At 72.0% G+C, this 19,050-nt stretch carries 14 protein-coding genes and 1 pseudogene; 8 read left to right on the top strand and 7 right to left on the bottom strand.

Annotated features, from left to right (window positions below; genetic code table 11):
- From dapB to ACLIN4_RS25975, 6 genes are all read right to left on the bottom strand, one after another.
- Positions 1 to 753, bottom strand: coding sequence for a 4-hydroxy-tetrahydrodipicolinate reductase (gene dapB / locus ACLIN4_RS26000; RefSeq protein ID WP_290014731.1), 753 nt, complete (start codon positions 751 to 753; stop codon positions 1 to 3).
- A gap of 25 nt (positions 754 to 778) precedes the next feature.
- Positions 779 to 2,158 (bottom strand): M16 family metallopeptidase, encoded by a 1,380-nt coding sequence (locus ACLIN4_RS25995; protein ID WP_107479006.1) that lies wholly within the window; start codon positions 2,156 to 2,158, stop codon positions 779 to 781.
- Positions 2,155 to 4,374 (bottom strand): polyribonucleotide nucleotidyltransferase, encoded by a 2,220-nt coding sequence (locus ACLIN4_RS25990; RefSeq protein ID WP_290014754.1) that lies wholly within the window; start codon positions 4,372 to 4,374, stop codon positions 2,155 to 2,157. The genes ACLIN4_RS25995 and ACLIN4_RS25990 overlap by 4 nt, the downstream gene beginning before the upstream one ends.
- 323 nt (positions 4,375 to 4,697) lie before the next feature.
- Positions 4,698 to 4,985 (bottom strand): 30S ribosomal protein S15, encoded by a 288-nt coding sequence (gene rpsO / locus ACLIN4_RS25985; protein ID WP_003973291.1) that lies wholly within the window; start codon positions 4,983 to 4,985, stop codon positions 4,698 to 4,700.
- A gap of 226 nt (positions 4,986 to 5,211) precedes the next feature.
- Positions 5,212 to 5,484, bottom strand: coding sequence for a hypothetical protein (locus ACLIN4_RS25980; protein ID WP_290014734.1), 273 nt, complete (start codon positions 5,482 to 5,484; stop codon positions 5,212 to 5,214).
- A 90-nt stretch (positions 5,485 to 5,574) separates the two neighbouring features.
- The gene (locus tag ACLIN4_RS25975) at positions 5,575 to 6,576 is read right to left on the bottom strand and encodes a PQQ-binding-like beta-propeller repeat protein (RefSeq protein ID WP_290014735.1); all 1,002 of its coding nucleotides are present in this window, start codon (positions 6,574 to 6,576) and stop codon (positions 5,575 to 5,577) included.
- Between the two features lie 286 nt (positions 6,577 to 6,862).
- On the opposite strand from ACLIN4_RS25975, the gene ACLIN4_RS25970 reads away from it, so the two are divergent.
- The gene (locus ACLIN4_RS25970) at positions 6,863 to 7,159 is read left to right on the top strand and encodes a DUF397 domain-containing protein (RefSeq protein WP_107479008.1); all 297 of its coding nucleotides are present in this window, start codon (positions 6,863 to 6,865) and stop codon (positions 7,157 to 7,159) included.
- Positions 7,160 to 7,187: 28 nt separating this feature from the next.
- Here the strand turns inward: ACLIN4_RS25970 and ACLIN4_RS25965 are convergent, their stop codons facing one another.
- Positions 7,188 to 8,648, bottom strand: a complete 1,461-nt coding sequence (locus tag ACLIN4_RS25965) for a PQQ-binding-like beta-propeller repeat protein (RefSeq protein ID WP_290014737.1) — start codon at positions 8,646 to 8,648, stop codon at positions 7,188 to 7,190.
- Between the two features lie 552 nt (positions 8,649 to 9,200).
- On the opposite strand from ACLIN4_RS25965, the pseudogene ACLIN4_RS25960 reads away from it, so the two are divergent.
- The 7 genes and pseudogenes from ACLIN4_RS25960 to ACLIN4_RS25930 all read left to right on the top strand — a co-directional run.
- Positions 9,201 to 9,332 (top strand): annotated as a pseudogene (locus tag ACLIN4_RS25960) (SCO5717 family growth-regulating ATPase); the annotation flags it as partial.
- A gap of 600 nt (positions 9,333 to 9,932) precedes the next feature.
- Positions 9,933 to 12,647: a MinD/ParA family ATP-binding protein gene (locus ACLIN4_RS25955; protein ID WP_411576784.1), complete on the top strand. Its 2,715-nt coding sequence runs from the start codon at positions 9,933 to 9,935 to the stop codon at positions 12,645 to 12,647.
- A 377-nt stretch (positions 12,648 to 13,024) separates the two neighbouring features.
- Positions 13,025 to 14,893, top strand: a complete 1,869-nt coding sequence (locus ACLIN4_RS25950) for an ABC transporter substrate-binding protein (RefSeq protein ID WP_411576281.1) — start codon at positions 13,025 to 13,027, stop codon at positions 14,891 to 14,893.
- The gene (locus ACLIN4_RS25945; RefSeq protein WP_411576280.1) at positions 14,886 to 15,935 is read left to right on the top strand and encodes an ABC transporter permease; all 1,050 of its coding nucleotides are present in this window, start codon (positions 14,886 to 14,888) and stop codon (positions 15,933 to 15,935) included. Before ACLIN4_RS25950 ends, ACLIN4_RS25945 begins: the two co-directional genes overlap by 8 nt.
- Positions 15,932 to 16,891 carry an ABC transporter permease gene (locus ACLIN4_RS25940; protein WP_411576279.1) on the top strand — a complete coding sequence of 320 codons (960 nt, stop codon included), beginning with the start codon at positions 15,932 to 15,934 and terminating at the stop codon, positions 16,889 to 16,891. Before ACLIN4_RS25945 ends, ACLIN4_RS25940 begins: the two co-directional genes overlap by 4 nt.
- Positions 16,888 to 17,922, top strand: a complete 1,035-nt coding sequence (locus ACLIN4_RS25935) for an ABC transporter ATP-binding protein (RefSeq protein WP_107479012.1) — start codon at positions 16,888 to 16,890, stop codon at positions 17,920 to 17,922. The genes ACLIN4_RS25940 and ACLIN4_RS25935 overlap by 4 nt, the downstream gene beginning before the upstream one ends.
- The gene (locus ACLIN4_RS25930; protein ID WP_290014742.1) at positions 17,919 to 18,959 is read left to right on the top strand and encodes an ABC transporter ATP-binding protein; all 1,041 of its coding nucleotides are present in this window, start codon (positions 17,919 to 17,921) and stop codon (positions 18,957 to 18,959) included. The genes ACLIN4_RS25935 and ACLIN4_RS25930 overlap by 4 nt, the downstream gene beginning before the upstream one ends.
- Positions 18,960 to 19,050 lie beyond the last annotated feature (91 nt).

The raw sequence follows: 19,050 nt of genomic DNA, 5'->3' as shown, positions 1-19,050 counted from the left end.
TCAGTTCAGGTCCAGGAAGTGTTCCAGGCCGAAGGTGAGGCCCGGCGTGGTCACCACCCGGCGGGCGCCCAGCAGGATGCCCGGCATGAAACTGCTGTGGTGCAGGGAGTCGTGCCGGACGGTGAGGGTCTCGCCCTCGGCTCCGAGCAGGACCTCCTGGTGGGCGAGCAGGCCGCGCAGGCGGACCGCGTGGACCGGGACGCCGTCCACGTTCGCACCGCGGGCGCCGTCCAGGGCGGTGGCAGTGGCGTCGGGCGCCGGGGCGGCGCCTGCCTTCTGCCGGGCCTCGGCGATCAGCTGGGCGGTGCGGGTGGCGGTGCCGCTGGGGGCGTCGACCTTGTTCGGGTGGTGCAGCTCGACGACCTCGACGGACTCGAAGTACGGGGCGGCGATCTGCGCGAACTTCATGGTCAGTACGGCGCCGATGGAGAAGTTGGGCGCGATGAGCACGCCCGTCTCCGGGGAGGCGTCGAGCCAGGAGTTCAGCCGCGTGAGACGCTCGTCGGTCCAGCCGGTGGTGCCGACGACGGCGTGGATGCCGTGGCGTACGCAGAAGTCGAGGTTGTCCATCACCGAGTCGGGGGTGGTCAGCTCGACGGCGACCTGGGCGCCGGCCTCGGTCAGCGTGTCCAGGCTGTCGCCCCGGCCGAGGGCGGCGACCAGCTCCATGTCCTCGGCGGCCTCGACGGCCCGTACCGCCTCGGAGCCGATCCGGCCCTTGGCACCGAGGACGGCCACGCGCAGCTTGCTCATGTTCTTCGCTTCCTTACCGGGAGTGTCAGGCGACGGCGTCGTGCAGCCGGGACGCCTGCTTGTCCTTCAGCGGGCCGATGACCGACAGGGACGGTCGGCGGCCCAGGACGTCGCGGGCCACGGCGCGGACGTCGTCCGGCGTGACCGAGGCTATCCGGGCCAGCATGTCGTCGACGGACATCTGCTCGCCCCAGCACAGTTCGCTCTTGCCGATACGGTTCATCAGCGCGCCGGTGTCCTCCAGACCGAGGACCGTGGAGCCCCGCAGCTGGCCGATCGCGCGGCCGATCTCGTCGTCGCTCAGGCCGTGCTCGGCGACGTGGTCGAGTTCGTCGCGGCAGATCTTCAGCACGTCGTGCACTTGGGAGGGCCGGCAGCCCGCGTACACGCCGAACAGGCCGCAGTCGGCGAAGCCCGAGGTGTACGAGTACACGCTGTAGGCCAGACCGCGCTTCTCGCGGACCTCCTGGAACAGGCGCGAGGACATGCCGCCGCCGAGGGCGGTGTTGAGGACGCCCATGGCCCAGCGGCGCTCGTCGGTGCGGGCCAGACCCGGCACGCCGAGGATGACGTGGGCCTGCTCGGTCTTGCGGCCGATCAGCTCGACGCGGCCGGCGGCCCGGACGGTGCGCCGCCCGTCGCGCGGGGCGATGGGCTCGGCCACCGGGTCCCGGAAGGCACCGGCCTTCTCGAAGGCGGCGCGGACCTGGCGTACGACCTTGTTGTGGTCGACGTTGCCGGCCGCGGCGACCACCAGGTGGGTGGGGTCGTAGTGCTTCTTGTAGAAGCGGCGGATGCGGTCGGCGGTGAGGGCGTTGACCGTGTCGACGGTGCCGAGGACGGGGCGGCCCAGTGCGTTGTCGCCGAACATGGTGTGCGCGAACAGGTCGTGCACGCAGTCGCCGGCGTCGTCCTCGGTCATCGCGATCTCTTCGAGGATCGCGCCGCGCTCGACGTCCACGTCCTCCTCGCGGATGAGGGAGCCGGTCAGCATGTCGCAGACCACGTCGATGGCGAGCGGCAGGTCGGTGTCGAGCACGCGTGCGTAGTAGCACGTGTACTCCTTCGCCGTGAACGCGTTCATCTCGCCGCCGACCGCGTCGATGGCGGAGGAGATGTCCAGGGCGCTGCGCCGCCGGGTGCCCTTGAAGAGCAGGTGCTCCAGGTAGTGGGTGGCGCCGTTCAGGGCCGGGGTCTCGTCGCGGGAGCCGACGTGGGCCCAGATGCCGAAGGTCGCCGAGCGGACCGAGGGCAGGGTCTCGGTGACGATGCGCAGGCCGCCCGGGAGGGTGGTCTTGCGGACCGTGCCGATGCCGTGTTCGCCCTTGATCAGGGTTTGGGTACGGGCGACGGCCCGCGCCTCCGAGGAGGTGCGGGCCGTCGCCCTGGAGCCACGGGACGTCACTGGTCGGCGTCGTCCTTCTTCTCTTCGTCGCCCTCTTCGCCCTCGATCACGGGGATCAGGGAGAGCTTGCCGCGGGAGTCGATCTCGGCGATCTCGACCTGGACCTTCTGGCCCACGCCGAGGACGTCCTCGACGTTCTCCACGCGCTTGCCGCCGGCCAGCTTGCGGATCTGCGAGATGTGCAGCAGACCGTCCTTGCCGGGCAGCAGGGAGACGAACGCGCCGAAGGTCGTCGTCTTCACGACGGTGCCCAGGTAGCGCTCGCCGACCTCGGGCATGGTCGGGTTGGCGATGCCGTTGATCGTGGCGCGCGCGGCCTCGGCGGCCGGGCCGTCGGCGGCACCGATGTAGATGGTGCCGTCGTCCTCGATCGTGATGTCGGCGCCCGTGTCCTCCTGGATCTGGTTGATCATCTTGCCCTTGGGGCCGATGACCTCACCGATCTTGTCGACGGGGATCTTCACGGTGATGATCCGCGGCGCGTTCGGGGACATCTCGTCCGGCGTGTCGATCGCTTCCATCATCACGTCGAGGATGTGGAGGCGGGCGTCACGGGCCTGCTTGAGGGCGGCGGCCAGGACGGAGGCGGGGATGCCGTCCAGCTTGGTGTCGAGCTGGAGGGCGGTCACGAACTCCTTGGTGCCGGCGACCTTGAAGTCCATGTCGCCGAAGGCGTCCTCCGCACCGAGGATGTCGGTGAGGGTGACGTAGTGCGTCTCGCCCTCGATCTCCTGGGAGATCAGGCCCATGGCGATACCGGCGACGGGGGCCTTCAGCGGCACACCGGCGTTCAGCAGCGACATGGTGGAGGCGCAGACCGAGCCCATGGACGTCGAGCCGTTGGAGCCGAGGGCCTCGGACACCTGACGGATCGCGTACGGGAACTCCTCGCGCGTCGGCAGCACCGGCACGAGCGCGCGCTCGGCCAGGGCGCCGTGGCCGATCTCGCGGCGCTTCGGGGAGCCGACGCGGCCGGTCTCACCGGTGGAGTAGGGCGGGAAGTTGTAGTTGTGCATGTAGCGCTTGCGGGTCACCGGGGAGAGGGTGTCCAGCTGCTGCTCCATGCGGAGCATGTTCAGGGTGGTGACGCCCAGGATCTGGGTCTCGCCACGCTCGAACAGCGCCGAGCCGTGCACGCGCGGGATGGCCTCGACCTCGGCGGCCAGGGTGCGGATGTCGGTGACACCGCGGCCGTCGATGCGCTTCTTCTCCTTGATGACGCGCTCACGGACCAGGGCCTTGGTCAGCGAGCGGTACGCGGCGGAGATCTCCTTCTCGCGGCCCTCGAACTGCGGGAGCAGCTTCTCGGCGGCGAGCGCCTTGACGCGGTCCAGCTCGGCCTCGCGCTCCTGCTTGCCGGCGATGGTGAGCGCCTGGGCCAGCTCGGGCTTGACGGCGGCGGTGAGCGCCTCGAGGACGTCGTCCTGGTAGTCCAGGAAGATCGGGAACTCGCCGGTCGGCTTCGCGGCCTTGGCGGCGAGGTCGGCCTGCGCGCGGCAGAGCACCTTGATGAAGGGCTTCGCGGCGTCCAGACCGGCGGCGACGATCTCCTCGGTGGGCGCCTCGGCGCCGCCCTCGACGAGCTTGATGGTCTTCTCGGTGGCCTCGGCCTCGACCATCATGATCGCGACGTCGCCGTCCTCCAGGGTGCGGCCCGCGACGACCATGTCGAAGACGGCGTCCTCGAGCTCGGTGTGCGTCGGGAACGCCACCCACTGGCCGCGGATCAGCGCGACGCGGACGCCGCCGATCGGGCCGGAGAAGGGCAGGCCGGCCAGCTGCGTGGACGCGGAGGCGGCGTTGATCGCCACGACGTCGTACAGGTGGTCGGGGTTGAGGGCCATGATCGTCGCGACGACCTGGATCTCGTTGCGCAGGCCCTTCTTGAAGGACGGGCGCAGCGGGCGGTCGATCAGGCGGCAGGTGAGGATCGCGTCCTCGGAGGGCCGGCCCTCCCGGCGGAAGAAGCTGCCGGGGATCTTGCCGGCCGAGTACATCCGCTCCTCGACGTCCACCGTGAGGGGGAAGAAGTCGAGCTGGTCCTTGGGGTTCTTCGAGGCGGTGGTGGCCGACAGCACCATGGTGTCGTCGTCCAGGTAGGCCACGGCGCTGCCGGCGGCCTGACGGGCCAGGCGGCCCGTCTCGAAGCGGATGGTGCGGGTGCCGAAGGCGCCGTTGTCGATGACGGCCTCGGCGTAGTGGGTCTCGTTCTCCACCAGCGGTTTCTCCATTACGTGTCGTCTTTTGTCCCTCCCGCCCGTGTGGCGGGGGAACGGGGCGGAGAAGCGCTCATCCGGTGCGGGCCGGTCTTCGATCGAAGCACCCGGGGTGCTGTCCCCGGGGGCCACTACCGAGGACCGGCGGCGGCGAGGCGCGCTTCTCCTCGTTCGTTGCGCGCGTTCTGCGCGCGCGTTTCGTTCGTTGTCGTGCGTCGTGCGTCTTGTGTTCTGTTACCACACTACAAAGCGGCGGCGACAGTGCGCACGTACAGCAAAGGGAGCGGCCCCCGAACGATGGGAACCGCTCCCTTCACGGCGTCCTAGCGGGCGCCCGCCGCACCGCGGCGGATGCCGAGGCGCTCGACCAGCGCGCGGAAGCGCTGGATGTCCTTCTTGGCGAGGTACTGCAGCAGCCGGCGACGCTGGCCGACCAGGATCAGCAGACCACGACGGGAGTGGTGGTCGTGCTTGTGGGTCTTGAGGTGCTCCGTCAGGTCGGAGATGCGACGGGACAGCAGAGCGACCTGGACCTCGGGGGAGCCGGTGTCGCCCTCCTTGGTACCGAACTCGGTGATGATCTGCTTCTTCACTGCGGCGTCGAGCGACACGCGTACTCCTCTGGTCTGTGAGTGGCCACCGAGTGCCCCCGGTCTACGTCTCGGGGGATCTTCCATGACTCGGAAGGCGGGGATCCGCTGGGCGCGACCTCCAGGGCTCGAGGCTCCGGGGGCGCGTACACAAACGGCCGTCACACAGCGTACCAGCCTGGGCGGACGCGCCCGAGCTGGGCCCCGAGCCGTGCGCTCCGGCCCGGGTCACCGCCGCGTACGCCGCTCAGCCCGCGCTCTCCACACCCACCGCCACCTGGTCGAACTCACCGACCTCGCCCTCGGTGGCGGGACCCGCGACGGTGCGCGCGGCGAAGAACACACGTCCGTGCTCGTACAGGATGTCATTGAGTGCCGGGTCGTCGAGCGCGTGGACCTCATGGCCCCCGGCGAAGAGCAGCAGGACGGTCTCCTTCCGGGAGGCCGGGTCGAGGGCCACGACGGCGTCGGGGGCGAGGCCGGTGCCCGGACGGAAGGCGATCAGCTCGTCCCCGCTCATGCGAAGGGGGTGCATCTCGCCACCGGCGGGTGCGTCGAACTTCTCCGCGGGCCGGCCGGTGGCCAGGTCGAAGGCGACGATGTGGTCCTCCTACGAGAGGTAGAGCCGATCGCCGCCGACGACGATCGCACCGCAGCTCTCGATCACGGCGCTGAAGGTCCGGTCGCAGTCGAGGACCTGGTGGTCCCGGTCGAGCCGGATGGTCGCGCGGCGCTCGCCCCGCTCGTCGAGCGAGATCAGGTCGGTGACGACGTAGTCGCCGGCGGCGACGGCGATGACGGCCGGTGAGGCGGAGACCAGGTAGACGTCCTTCACTCCCCGCGCCACCCGGTACGTCCACTGGGCCTCGCCCGTGCGCGGATCGACCTTCTCCACCCGGTAGGCGGGAGCCGCCGAGTCACCGCAGGACAGGAGGGCGAGCAGCCCGCGTCCGCCGGCGAAGCCCTTGTCCTCGCAGGCCGAGGGCGCGCCGTCCGCCCACAGGCGCTTCCCGCCGGTCAGCTCGTACGCGGCCGAGCCCTGTCCCCAGGCGACGGCGACCGTGCCGTCCGTCATCGTGACGTTGACGGCCAGGGAGGTGCCGGCGCCGGGAAGCTCCGTGTCCCACAGTTTCTCTCCGGTGTCGATGTCCACCACCGCGAGCCGGTCGCAGGGGAGGGTGAGGGGGTCCGTGACCGGGCCGTCTCCCCCGCCGGCGTAGGCGACGGCGGTACGGCCGTCCGCGCTGACGTGCCGGGTCACGGCGCAGAGCGGACCGGGGAGGGGAAGGTCCCAGGCGGGCGTGGACGTCTCGGGCGCGCCGAGCCGGAAGCCCTTGAGTCCGCTGCCGAAGCCCTTCGCGAAGACCGTGTCCGTCGCCCAGGTGCCCATCGCCGGGACGTTCTGCCCCACGGTACGGAGGGTCTCGGTGGAGGACACGGCCATCCTGCCCTCCGGTGACGACGGCCGGGTCTCGACGGTCTCCCGGATCTCGTCCGGTGCCTGACGGGCGGCCACCGGGCGGCCGTCCGACGCGGAGTCGTCACCCGCGCCTCCCGGTCCGTACGCCCACAGCCCGGCTGCCGGCGCCACGAGCACGAGGGCCGCCGTCACGCCGACGACGGCCCTGGGGCGTCCGGCGCCCCGGGGCGGGGGCGTTGTACGGGGAGGGCGGGGCCCGGAACTCACTGCGGACACCTTTCGGCCTGGGAAGTCGAGGGCGCGGGGGCGGGCAGTGGGGAGGACGCACGGCGGGGCGGAGCGCGGGAAGGGAGAAGCGGGGCGGGGAAGGCGGCGTCACCCCGCCGGGGGTACATCCGCGAACCGCTGATCAGGGACAACGGCAGCAAGTAGGGTAGCCGCACAGCTCGTTGGCACAGCAGGAAGGACCGGACCCGCGATGGCCGATGCCGAGGACCTCGAACTCAAGGCGCGCAAGGAGCGGGAGAGGGACGAGCTCTACTCCCTCGACATCTCCGGTGTGGAATGGCACAGCGCTCCCGGCACCGAGGAGCACGAGGAGCGGGTCGAGATCGCCTACCTGCCCGCCGGCGCCGTCGCCATGCGGTCGTCGCTCGACCCGGACACCGTGCTGCGGTACACGGAGGCGGAGTGGCGGGCGTTCGTGCTGGGGGCGCGGGACGGGGAGTTCGATCTGGAGCCGGCGCCGCAGGACGGTGACGCCGGACCGCGGTGACGTGCGGGCGGAGGGGTGCCGGTGAGCCTCAGGGCTTCTCCGCCGCGCCGCTTCCGATGCCCAGGACCAGGTAGAGCCACTGCTTCTTCTGTTCGCCCGAGGGACCGTTCGCGGACTTGACTCCGAAGAAGATCCGGCCGTTCTGCACGACGATGTCGTTCTCGTTCATCAGCGTCATCGTCTCGGCCTCGGCCGGGAGGCCGAAATAGAAGTACGGGATCTCCTTGTCCGTGTCCGGGTCGAGCGCGACCAGCGCGTTCGGTGAGATGTGGTCGTTGCTCAGGCGCAGGGCGAGGAGTTGGTCGCCGCTCATCCGCACCGGCTGGAGCAGGGACCCCGGGCCGGAGTCGAACTTCTTCGTCGTGTTGCCCGTCTCCAGGTCGAAGCCGATGATCCAGTTGGAGACCTGCTTCTCGAGCTGGTCCTTGCTGCGGATGAAGACCTGGCCCGAGCCGACGGCGATGGTCGGGCAGTCGTCGATGACCAGGTAGTCCGTGTAGGAGCAGTCGGCGACGTACGCGCCGTTGCGCAGGCTGATCGTGGCGCGGTTGCGGCCCTTGTCGTCGAGGGACAGCAGATCGGTGATCTCGGTGTCGCCGCCGGCCACGGCGAGGACCGGGGGCTCGGTGGACGGCACGCTGAGGTCGCGGATGCCCTCGGCCGCGGTGTACGTCCACAGCGTCCGGCCCGTGTCCGGGTCCACCTTGCGCACCTTGTAGCCGACGTTCTGCCAGGAGGTGTCCTGCACGCTCTTGTCGGTGCTCCAGCACATCTGACGGATCAGCAGTGCCCGCCCGCCGGCCGCTCCGATGTCCTGGCAGGGGTCGGTGGCCGTGGTCGCCCACCGGCTCGTGCCCTTCGCCATGTCGTATCCGATGGTGCCGCCGCCCCAGGTCACGGCTACCGTGCCGGGCGCCAGCGTCACGCTCGGCCGGTCCTGGCTGTCGCTGCCCGTCGCGAAGCCCGTACCGGGGCCGGCCGCGGAGTAGGAGAAGCGGTCCTCCCAGACCAGGCGGCCGTCGTCCAGGTCGACGAAGGCGACCTGGTTGCAGAAGGCGTCCTCCTCCCGGTCGTTCGCCCGGAAGAGCACGGCGGTGCGGTTGTCGCCGGTGACATGGTGCGTGTAGCCGCAGATCGGGCCGTCGAGTCCGAGCCGCCACTCCTCCTCGCCCGGCGCGACGTCGGTGCCGATGCGCATGCCGACGAGGGTCTTGTTGATGCCCTTGGCGAGGATGCGGTCCGTGGCCCACATGCCCGGCATCTCCACGCGCTCCCCGGGGTTCATGTCGTCCACGGAGAACCGGAAGGCCATCTCGCCCACGGTGCTCGCGGGTTGCTTCTCGACCGTCTCCCGTACGTCGAGGGGACCCTGGGCTTCCGTGGCCCGCTTGTCGTCCTGGGACGCGCCCTTGCCGTCCCCGCCGCCCCACAGGAGCCAGCCGCCGGTGCCCAACCCCGCGGCGACTACGACCGCGAGCAGGGCGGTCAACGCCTTACGTGCCTTACGTGCCTTACGCGCCTTACGTCCGGGGGCCCCTTCCCGGGTCTCCGCGGTCGGTGGCGGCTGGGGCATGGAGGGGGGCGGGCCGAAGCTCACGCGTGGGTCCTCTTCCTGGTGATGGGATTTCCCGCCTGGGGATGGCGACGAGCGTCCCTACTATGCCGGTGCCTTGATCACTCGTGGCACCGGAGGGCCCGGAGCCGTCGACTCCGGCCGCGATGCGCCGCGATTCCGGCCGAGTTCTGTCCGACTTGTTCACGGATGTCGTGTGGCGGATGCACGGATTCGGAAACGAGGTACGGCACTTCGGGGCAGGCTGTGACGCAATGGGCGGATGCTGAGGTGAGGACGGGGCTGCCGGGGTGGGGCGTGTGGTGATTAGGCTGGGTCCCGGCGCGACGCCAGACCCGTGGACCGGGCGTCGGCGTCGTACGGGGAGGGCCGACGATCGGACGACCTCGTTTCACTTCGGACAACGTCGGACGACAAAAACGGTCGCCCCAGCACGGCACGAGGGGCTCGACCACACCAGGAGGAACTGTGAGCAGCGATCGGGACGGGATCCGCGGGGGCTGGGCGACACCCGGCGATGACCAACCCGACGCGGAGTCCGCAGTCGAGACGACGGGCGAGTTCACCATCGACTACGCCCCGCCCGCCTGGTACACGCAGAACGCTTCGAGCGACTCGGGGCGGGGGCAGGGTCAAGGGGCCGGGCCTGCGGGGGGTTCGGGTTCCGGTTCGTCTTCCGGCGCCGCCACTCCTTCCGTCCCGCCCGCGCCTCGTGGGCCGGTTCCGCCGCTGCCGGGGCTGACTCCCCCGCCGCACGCGACTCCGTCCAACGGTCCGTCCTCCTTCCCGGCTCCCTCGCCGGGGGCGCCCTTCACTCCGCCGCCGCCCGCTCCGGGGACCGCGTTCACGCCGCCTCCGCCGCCGGGGCCGGGTGCGCCCTTCACTCCGCCCGCGCCTCCGGCCGGGGGGCCTGCCGGGGTCCCCAAGCTGCCGGTCGGGAGCGGGTTCGAGCCGCAGCCGCCGCAGCCTCAGGTACGGGAGGAGTCCGCACCCGAGCCGGAATCGCCGGCGCGGTCCGAGCCGGAGGCCGTGAACGCCCCGGCGCCCGCTGCGGATCCGGCCTCTCCCACCGCCGTACCGGCGTTTCCGGCCGGTGGGTTCCAGCTCCAGGCACCCGCTCCCCCAACGGCCGAGGAACCCCAGGCGGAGCCCGAGCCGGAGGCGGAACCCGGTAACGGCGACCTGGAGAGCGGCGCCACCATGCGTTTCTCCTCCGCCGCCCTGAAGCGGGAGATCGCCGAGCGCGCCGCGGCGGACGACGCCGGGCAGGACGACGAGCGGCCGGAAGCAGCGGCCGACGAACCCGAGGCCGGCGTCGGGGACGATGCCCCGGCCCTTGCCGGGAACGTCGGTGCGGACGCGCCGGACGACGCCGACGAGGCGCTGGCGGTGGCGGTGGCGGTGGCGGACGACGCCGTGGAGCCCGAGCGCACCGACGATTCCCGACTCGGCGACGCCGACGGGCAGGACGACGTGCGGGACGAGGACGGTACGGACGCGGAGGACGAGGAGGACGCGGACGAGGAGGACGCGGACGAGGACGAGGACGAGGAGGGTACGGCCGATGCGGCCGGACCGTCCGGCCTGGCCGACGTGAGCGCCGTGCGCGGTGATGACGACGGGAACGACGGGGACGACTCCGTGCTTGCGGCTCCGGCTCCGCACGTTGAGCCCGAGGACGGCGTCCCGGCTGAGGACGGGCCCGAGGACGCGGGGCCCGAGCCTCAGGACGCCCGGCCGTCGGCGACGGACGCCGTGACGCCCGTCGGCGAGCCGGCGGACGCCGTTCCGGCCGACCCCGCTCCCGAGGACGCCGTTCCGGCCGACGCACCGCCCGCGGCGCAGGCCTCGGTACCGCCGCTGCCTCCGTCGTACCCGCCCGTCGCCCCCGCCCCGGCGCACCAGTGGCCCGCACAGCCGCAGCCCGCCCCCGCCGCTCCGGAGCAGCCGGGCGGGCCGGCGCAGCAGCCTCCGTTCCAGCCGCAGGCGCCCCAGCCGGCGCCCGCCGCGTGGAACCCGCCGCCGGCCACCGCGCCGACAGCACCGACAGCACCGACACCGCCGGACCGGACACCCCCGCAGCCCGCGCCGCAGCCGGGCTACGGCTTCCCGCAGCCGGACGCCCCGGCTCCGGCGGCACCGCAGCCGCCGGTCCAGCAGCCGGGCGGCGCTCCCGGTCCCGCGGTCGGCCCCACCGCCGGCTACGGGTTCCCGCACCCTGGCGCGCCCGCGCCCCAGCCCCCGGCACAGCCCGGCGGTTACGGCTTCCCGCAGGCACCCGCACCGCACGGGCAGCCGCAGGAGCCGCAGCAGGTCTCCCCGCAGCCCCAGCCCGGCATGCCCCAGCCCCAGACCCAGCCCGGCGTGCCGCAACAGGGCCGGCCGCAGGGTGCCGCGCAGCCCCCGGCGGCCGCGCCCCACGCCGCCCAGCCGGGATTCGCCCCGCACGTACCGCCGGCCCAGCCGACGGCCCAGCCCATGCCCCAGCCGGGTCAGGCCGCACAGACCCCGCCGGTCCCGTCGACCCAGCAGCCGTACCAGGCGCCGCCCGCGCCTCAGCCGGGGCAGCCCGGACAGCCCGGACAGCAGGACCCGTCCCAGCAGCCTCCCCAGGCGCAGCCGCCCCACCAGCAGCCCGCCGACCCCCGTCTGGGCGCCGCCTGGCCGCAGCCCATGCAGCACGACCAGCGGCAGCCCACCAACCCGGGCGCCGCGCCGCTCGGTTACACGGCGGCCGTGGAACTGTCGTCGGACCGGCTGCTCAACAACAAGAAGCAGAAGGCGAAGAGCAGCCGCCCGGCGGCCGGCGGCTCGCGCTTCAAGCTGGGCGGCAAGAAGGAGGAGGCCGAGCGGCAGCGGAAGCTGGAGCTGATCCGCACCCCGGTGCTCTCCTGCTACCGCATCGCGGTCATCAGCCTCAAGGGCGGTGTCGGCAAGACGACCACCACCACCGCGCTCGGCTCGACTCTCGCCACCGAGCGGCAGGACAAGATCCTCGCGATCGACGCGAACCCTGACGCCGGTACGCTCGGCCGCCGCGTGCGCCGCGAGACCGGTGCGACCATCCGCGACCTCGTCCAGGCGATCCCGTACCTCAACTCGTACATGGACATCCGGCGGTTCACCTCCCAGGCCGCCTCCGGGCTGGAGATCATCGCCAACGACGTCGACCCGGCCGTGTCCACGACCTTCAACGACGAGGACTACCGGCGCGCGATCGACGTGCTGGGCAAGCAGTACCCGATCATCCTCACCGACTCGGGAACCGGTCTGCTCTACAGCGCCATGCGCGGTGTGCTCGACCTCGCCGACCAGCTCATCATCATCTCGACGCCGTCCGTGGACGGTGCGAGCAGCGCCAGTACGACGCTGGACTGGCTCTCCGCGCACGGGTACGCCGACCTCGTGTCCCGTTCCCTCACCGTCATCTCCGGAGTGCGCGAGACCGGAAAGATGATCAAGGTGGACGACATCGTCGCGCACTTCCAGACGCGGTGCCGGGGTGTGGTCGTGGTCCCGTTCGACGAGCACCTGGCCGCCGGTGCCGAGGTGGACCTCGACATGATGCGGCCGAAGGTGCGGGAGGCGTACTTCAACCTGGCGGCGATGGTGGCCGAGGACTTCGTCCGTCACCAGCAGTCCCACGGGCTGTGGACGTCCGACGGCAACCCGCCGCCGGTCGCGGCCCCGCCGATGCCCGGCCAGCACCACCAGCCGCAGCCGCCGGTGCCAGGTCAGCAGCCCATGCCGGACCAGCCCGGCGTCCCCGGCCGGCCGGGCCAGTACGCCCAGCCCGGCCAGGCCCACCCGGGGCAGCCGTACCCCGGCCAGCCGTATCCCGGCCAGCCGTACCCGCAGCAGCCCGGTTACGGGTATCCGCAGCCCGGACAGACGCCTCCCCCGCCGCAGCAGTAGGCCCGCCGGCCTCCGGACGCCCGCGTCGTCAACCCGACGGCGCGGGCGTTCGCGCGTTCACAGCCTTCGCAGGCAGAACCGGGGGGACTCGGCCGCCACGCTCTCACCAGGAAGGCGCCAGAGGTCTGCGCCAATGAGAGTGATCCTTCGGTCAACTCCCTGTTTCCGCAGGCCACATGGGGTTTGACGCACCGTTGACGCGTGCAGACTGCCGCTGATAGACACACACTTCATTCCGTCGGCGTCACCCCGCCGAGCACGTTCCGGCCATTCGCAGTTCGCTCCAACCTGTTCACAACTGTTCACACCTGTTCAAGCCCGCCTCACGCGGGGGCGTACGGCGCCTCCCGCGTGCGATGACGTGAGGTCAGGGAGACATGAGCACACACGATCAGCACGGCAGTGGACGTACCGGCCCTCGTCCGAGAAGGGCGCGGCTGCTCGCCGCCGCGGGCGCCGCGGGGCTCCTCCTCGCGTCGGGAGCCGTCACCCCGTCGGCCCCGGCCGCGCGGGCCGCGGACGGCGACCAGGGGCAGAAGAAGGTACTCACCGTCGCCGTGGCGCAGAGTGTCGACTCGCTCAGTCCCTTCCTGGCGGTACGGCTGCTCAGCACCAGCATCCACCGGCTGACCTACGAGTACCTGACGAACTACGACCCCAAGGACAACCACGTCATCCCCGGCCTGGCCACCGAGTGGAAGTCGTCACCGGACAAACTGACGTGGACGTACACGATCCGCTCCGACTCCAAGTGGTCGGACGGGGAGCAGGCCACCGCCGAGGACGCGGCCTGGACGTTCAACAAGATGATGACGGACGACGGTGCCGCCACCGCCAACGGCAGCTTCGTCACCAACTTCGAGAAGGTCACCGCGCCCAGCCCGACCCAGTTGGTGATCCGGCTGAAGAAGCCGCAGGCCACGATGACCGCGCTGGACGTGCCGATCGTCCCCAAGCACGTGTGGGAGAAGGTCGGGGACTTCTCGAAGTTCAACAACGACAAGACCTTCCCGGTCGTCGGGAACGGGCCCTTCGTCCTCACCGGCTACAAGCCCGACAGCTACGTCCGGCTGGCGGCGAACAAGGACTTCTGGCGGGGCGCGCCGAAGTTCGACGAGCTGGTGTTCCGCTACTACAAGGACCAGGACGCCGCCGTCGCCGCCCTGCGCAAGGGCGAGGTGTCGTTCGTCGCCGGCTCGCCGTCGCTGACGCCCGCCCAGGCCGCCTCCCTCAAGGAGGACGGGAACATCCACGTGAACGACGCTCCCGGCCGCCGCTTCTACGCCCTCGCCACCAACCCGGGCGCCCGTGCCAAGGACGGCACGGAGATCGGTGACGGCCACCCGTCGCTGCTGGACCAGCGGGTGCGGCACGCGCTGTTCATGGCGGTGGACCGCAAGGCGATCGTCGACAAGGTGTTCCAGGGCCACGCGGTCGAGGGCGAGGGCTACATCCCGCCGCGCTTCTCGCAGTACTTCTTCGAGCCGTCGGCCGAGCAGGAACTGGCCTACGACCCGGCGGAGGCGGCGCGGCTGCTCGACGAGGCGGGATACCGCGAGAATGCCGACGGCAAGCGGGTCGGCAAGGACGGCGAGCCGCTGAACTACCGCGTCCTGTGCCACGTCACCGACCCGAACGACAAGGCGGTCGGCAAGTACCTGCAGGAGTGGTGGGGCGAGCTCGGCATCTCGATGACCCTGGACTGCCGGGACAACGTCACCGACCCGTGGCTGGCCGGCGAGTACGACCTGGCCTTCGACGGCTGGTCCGTCAACCCGGACCCGGACTTCGTGCTGTCCATCCACACCTGCGCGGCGCTGCCGGCGACGCCGAAGGACACCGGCGCCACCGACAACTTCATCTGCGACGAGAAGTACGACGAGCTCTACGCGCGGCAGCTCGGCGAGTACGACGCCGGCAAGCGGACGGAGATCGTCAAGCAGATGCAGTCCCGGCTGTACGACCTGGGCTACATGAACGTGATGGCGTACCCGAACGCGGTCGAGGCCTACCGCAAGGACCACATCGAGTCGATCACCACCATGCCGTCCTCGGCGGGCAACATCTACGGGCAGGACGGCTACTGGAGCTGGTGGTCGGCCGTCCCTGCGGACTCCGGCGGCTCCTCCGGCGGTTCGTCGTCGACCGGGGTGGTGATCGGGGTCGCCGCGGGTGGCGTCGTCCTCGTCGGGCTCGCCGTGCTCTTCGCCGTCCGCCGCCGGGCGTCGGCGGACGAACGTGAGTGAGGTGGCGTCCGCTCCGGCCGGTCCCGCGCCGGCCGGCGGCGGTACCACCGGCCCGTCCCGTGGGCGACGCGCGTATCCGCGGTACGTGGCGGGCAAGCTGGCCGGAGCGGTCGTCTCCCTGTTCGCCGTCCTGGTCACCAGCTTCTTCCTGTTCCGGATGATCCCCGGCGACCCGGTGAAGTTCATGACCGGCGGCCGTCCGGTGTCGGCCGAGCAGATCGCCGTCTACCGACGGGAGTTCGGGCTGGACCTGCCGCTGTGGCGGCAGTTCACGGAGTACTGCGGCAAGGCGCTGACCGGGGACCTGGGCACGTCGTACCAGTTCCGCGCGCCCGTCGTCGACAAGATCACGGAGGCGTTGCCGAACACGCTGCTGCTCACCGGTACGGCCTTCGTGCTGTACACCGCGCTGGGCGCGTTCCTCGGCACCCGCTCGGCGTGGCGGCACGGCCGTCTCGGCGACCGGCTGAACACGGGGCTGGCGCTGACCCTGTACTCCGTCCCGTCCTTCTGGCTGGGCCTGCTGCTCATCATCGTCCTGTCGGTGGGGGTGGACCCGATCCCGGGCCTGTTCCCCACCGGGGGCATGGAGTCGGGCGGCGAGGAGGGGTTCGCCTACGTCGTCGATGTCGCCCACCACCTCGTGCTCCCGGTGGTGACGCTGGTCGCGGTGGAGTACGGGCAGACGCTGCTGGTCACGCGGTCGGCGCTGCTGGACGAGATGGGCAGCGACTATCTGACGACGGCTCGGGCCAAGGGCCTGCGGGACGACCTCGTACGGCGCAGGCACGCCGTGCCGAACGCGCTGCTGCCGACCGTGACGCTGGTCTTCGTCAACCTCGGCCGGACGGTGGCCGGTGTCATCCTCGTCGAGACGGTCTTCTCCTGGCCGGGGCTGGGCGGGCTGTTCTACCAGGCGCTCAGCGTGCCCGATCTGCCGCTCGTGCAGGGGCTGTTCTTCGTCTTCGCCGCGGCGGTGATCCTGATGAACACCCTGGCCGATCTGCTGTATCCGCTGTTCGATCCGAGGGTGGGCCGATGAGCGCCGAGAAGGACGGGGCCACCGCGAGCGACGCGAACGCCGGGACCACCGAGGGACCGGCGGCGCCCGGTCCGCGCGCGCTCGCCCGGCGGCGGCGCCGGGCCTCCGTCGCGCGTTTCTGGCGGGAGTTCCGCAGGCACCGCGCGGGCGTGGTCGGACTGGCGGCACTGCTGCTGTTCGTGCTCGTCGCGCTGACCGCGCCGCTGACCGTCGGGTCGGACGTGGAGAGCGTGACCGACGCGCCGGGCCGGCCGCTGGAGAGCCCGAACGGACAGTTCCCGCTGGGCACCGACCAGTTCGGGCGGAGCCTGCTCGGCCTGCTCATCTGGGGCTCTCGCGTCTCGCTGCTCGTCGGGCTGCTCGCCGCCGCGCTGTCCGTGACGATCGGCGCCCTCATCGGGATCACGGCCGGGCACTTCCGCGGCTGGTACGCCACGGTGATGATGCGGATCACGGACTGGTTCCTGGTGATGCCGACGCTGGTGCTCGCCATCGTGCTTGCGACGGTCCTGTCCCGTTCGCTCGGCACGATCGTGCTGGCGATCGGCGTGACCACCTGGCCCACCACGGCCCGGCTGGTGCGGGCGCAGACACTGGCGGTGGAGTCCAGACCGTACATCGAACGCGCGAAGGCGCTCGGGGGCGGGCACTGGCACATCATGTCCCGGCACGTTCTGCCCAACGTCATGCCGTTGGTGCTGGCCCAGACGACCCTGATCATCTCCTCGGCGATCCTGGCCGAGGCGACCCTGGCCTTCCTCGGGCTCGGTGATCCGACGGTCGTGTCCTGGGGCGGGCTGCTGCAGGACGCGCGGGAGGCGGGGTCGGTCAGTTCCGGCGACTGGTGGTACCTGGTGCCGCCGGGCGTCGGGATCGCGGCGGTGGCGCTGGCGTTCACGCTGTGCGGACGCGCGGTGGAGGCCGTGCTCAATCCCAGGCTGGGGGTGTCCCGTTGAGTCTGCTCGAGGTCCGCGACCTGAGGGTGACGTATCCCGGAGGCGCGGCGGCCGTGCGCGGGGCCGGCCTGACCCTGGCGGCCGGCGAGAAGCTCGGTGTCGCGGGCGAGTCCGGCTGCGGCAAGTCCACCCTGGCGCTGGCGCTGCTGCGGCTGCTGCCGGCCGGGGCCCGGGTCGGCGGGGAGATCCTGCTGGACGGTGAGGACGTACTGGCGATGAAGTGGGGCCGGGTGCGGGCGGTGCGCTGGGCGGGGGCGTCGATCGTCTTCCAGGGCGCCATGCACTCGCTGAACGCCGTGCACCGCGTCGGGGACCAGATCGCCGAGCCGATCCTGCTGCACCGCGGGGCCACACCGGCCGGCGCGCGCAAGCGGACCGGTGAGCTGCTGGAGCAGGTCGGCCTTCCGGCGGCGCGGGCGCGGGCCTACCCGCACGAGCTGTCCGGCGGACAGCGCCAGCGCGTGATGATCGCGATGGCGCTGGCCTGCGACCCGCGTCTGATCGTCGCCGACGAGCCCACCACGGCACTCGACGTGATGATCCAGGCGCAGATCCTGCGGCTGATCGAGGGCCTGGTCGGCGAGCAGGACGTCGGCCTGATCATGATCAGTCACGACCTCGCCGTACTGGCCGACACCTGCGACCGGCTCGCGGTGATGTACGCGGGCCGGGTCGTGGAGGAGGGCCCGGCCCGGCAGGTCTACGAGGACGCCCTGCACCCCTACGGCCGGGCGCTGTCGGCGGCCTTCCCGAGGATCGGGGACCCGGGCTCCCGGTTCGCGCCGCGCGGGCTGCCGGGTGACCCGCCCGACCCGGCGGCGGTGCCGTCGGGGTGCGCCTTCCACCCCAGGTGTCCGGTCGCACTGGACGTCTGCGCCACCGACGACCAGCCGTTGCGGGAGGCGGGCGCGGACCGGCGGGCGGCCTGCGTCCACGTGGGTTCCGACGCCGGCACACCGCCCCCGGGGAACGGGGCGTCCGGCGGGACACCGTCGGCGCGGGACGAGGAAGTGAGGAGCCGCACCTCATGACGAGCACCACGCCCGAACTGCTGAGCGTCCAGGGGCTGCACGTCGCCTTCCCCGGCCGGGGCGGCTCGCCGCCCGCCCGGGCCGTGGACGGGGTCGATCTCGACGTCCGGCGGGGCGAGATCGTCGCGCTGGTCGGGGAGTCGGGCTGCGGCAAGACGACGCTCGCCCGGAGCCTGCTCGGCCTCGTCCGGCCGACCGGGGGCCGCGTCGTCTTCGACGGCGTGCCGCTCGAACACTCCGCCCGCGCGCTGAAGGCGTACCGCAAGCGGGCCCAGCTGGTCCTCCAGGACCCGAGCGGCTCGCTGAATCCCCGGCACACGGTGTACGACATCGTCGCCGAGGGCCTGCGTATCCACCGTCACCCGGGGGACGAGCGGACGGCGGTGGCCGAGGCCCTGGCCCGTGCCGGGCTGCGCCCGCCGGAGCGCTTCTTCCTGCGGTACCCCCACGAACTGTCCGGCGGTCAGCGCCAGCGGGTGGTCATCGCGGGCGCGCTGGTCCTGGAGCCGGAGTTCCTGGTCGCCGACGAGCCGGTGGCGTCCCTCGACGCGTCGGTGCGCGGGGAGATCCTGGCGCTGCTGCTGCGGCTGCGTACCGAGCTGGGCCTGTCCGCGCTGGTGGTGACCCACGACCTGGGGCTGGCGTGGAACATCGCCGACCGGGTCGCGGTGATGTACCTCGGCCGTATCGTCGAGACCGGTGCGGTGGAGCAGGTGCTGACGGCGCCCCGGCACCCGTACACCCAGGCCCTGCTGTCCGTCCTGCCGGAGGCACCGGGCAGCCCCGTCGTGCTGGCCGGCGAACCGCCCGACCCCTCGCGCATCCCCGCCGGCTGCCGCTTCCACGTCCGCTGTCAGGTACTGGCCGGGGGCGAAGCCGCACGCGCCGGGGTCGCCGACGCCTGCCGGAACGGGAACCTGGAGATCCTGCACGGCGGCGGCGATTCCCAGGTCGCCTGCCACTGGGCGCGGGCCCGGGCGGTCGAGGCGACGGCCGGGGGTGAGACCGGGGGCGGGGCGGCCGTGCGGCCGGGCTGACGCGCGCCCCTGGACGGGCACTCGGTGCGCCGTACGGCGGGCGCGGTGCCGCGGCTGTCGTGGGCGGGCGTCGGACGCGGCCCGCCCCGCG

Source organism: Streptomyces mutabilis (assembly GCF_046628145.1).
In the GTDB taxonomy this organism is placed as follows: Bacteria; Actinomycetota; Actinomycetes; order Streptomycetales; family Streptomycetaceae; genus Streptomyces; species Streptomyces mutabilis.
Note: the sequence above shows the minus strand (reverse complement) of the source record. Positions and strands in the feature narration are given on the sequence as shown.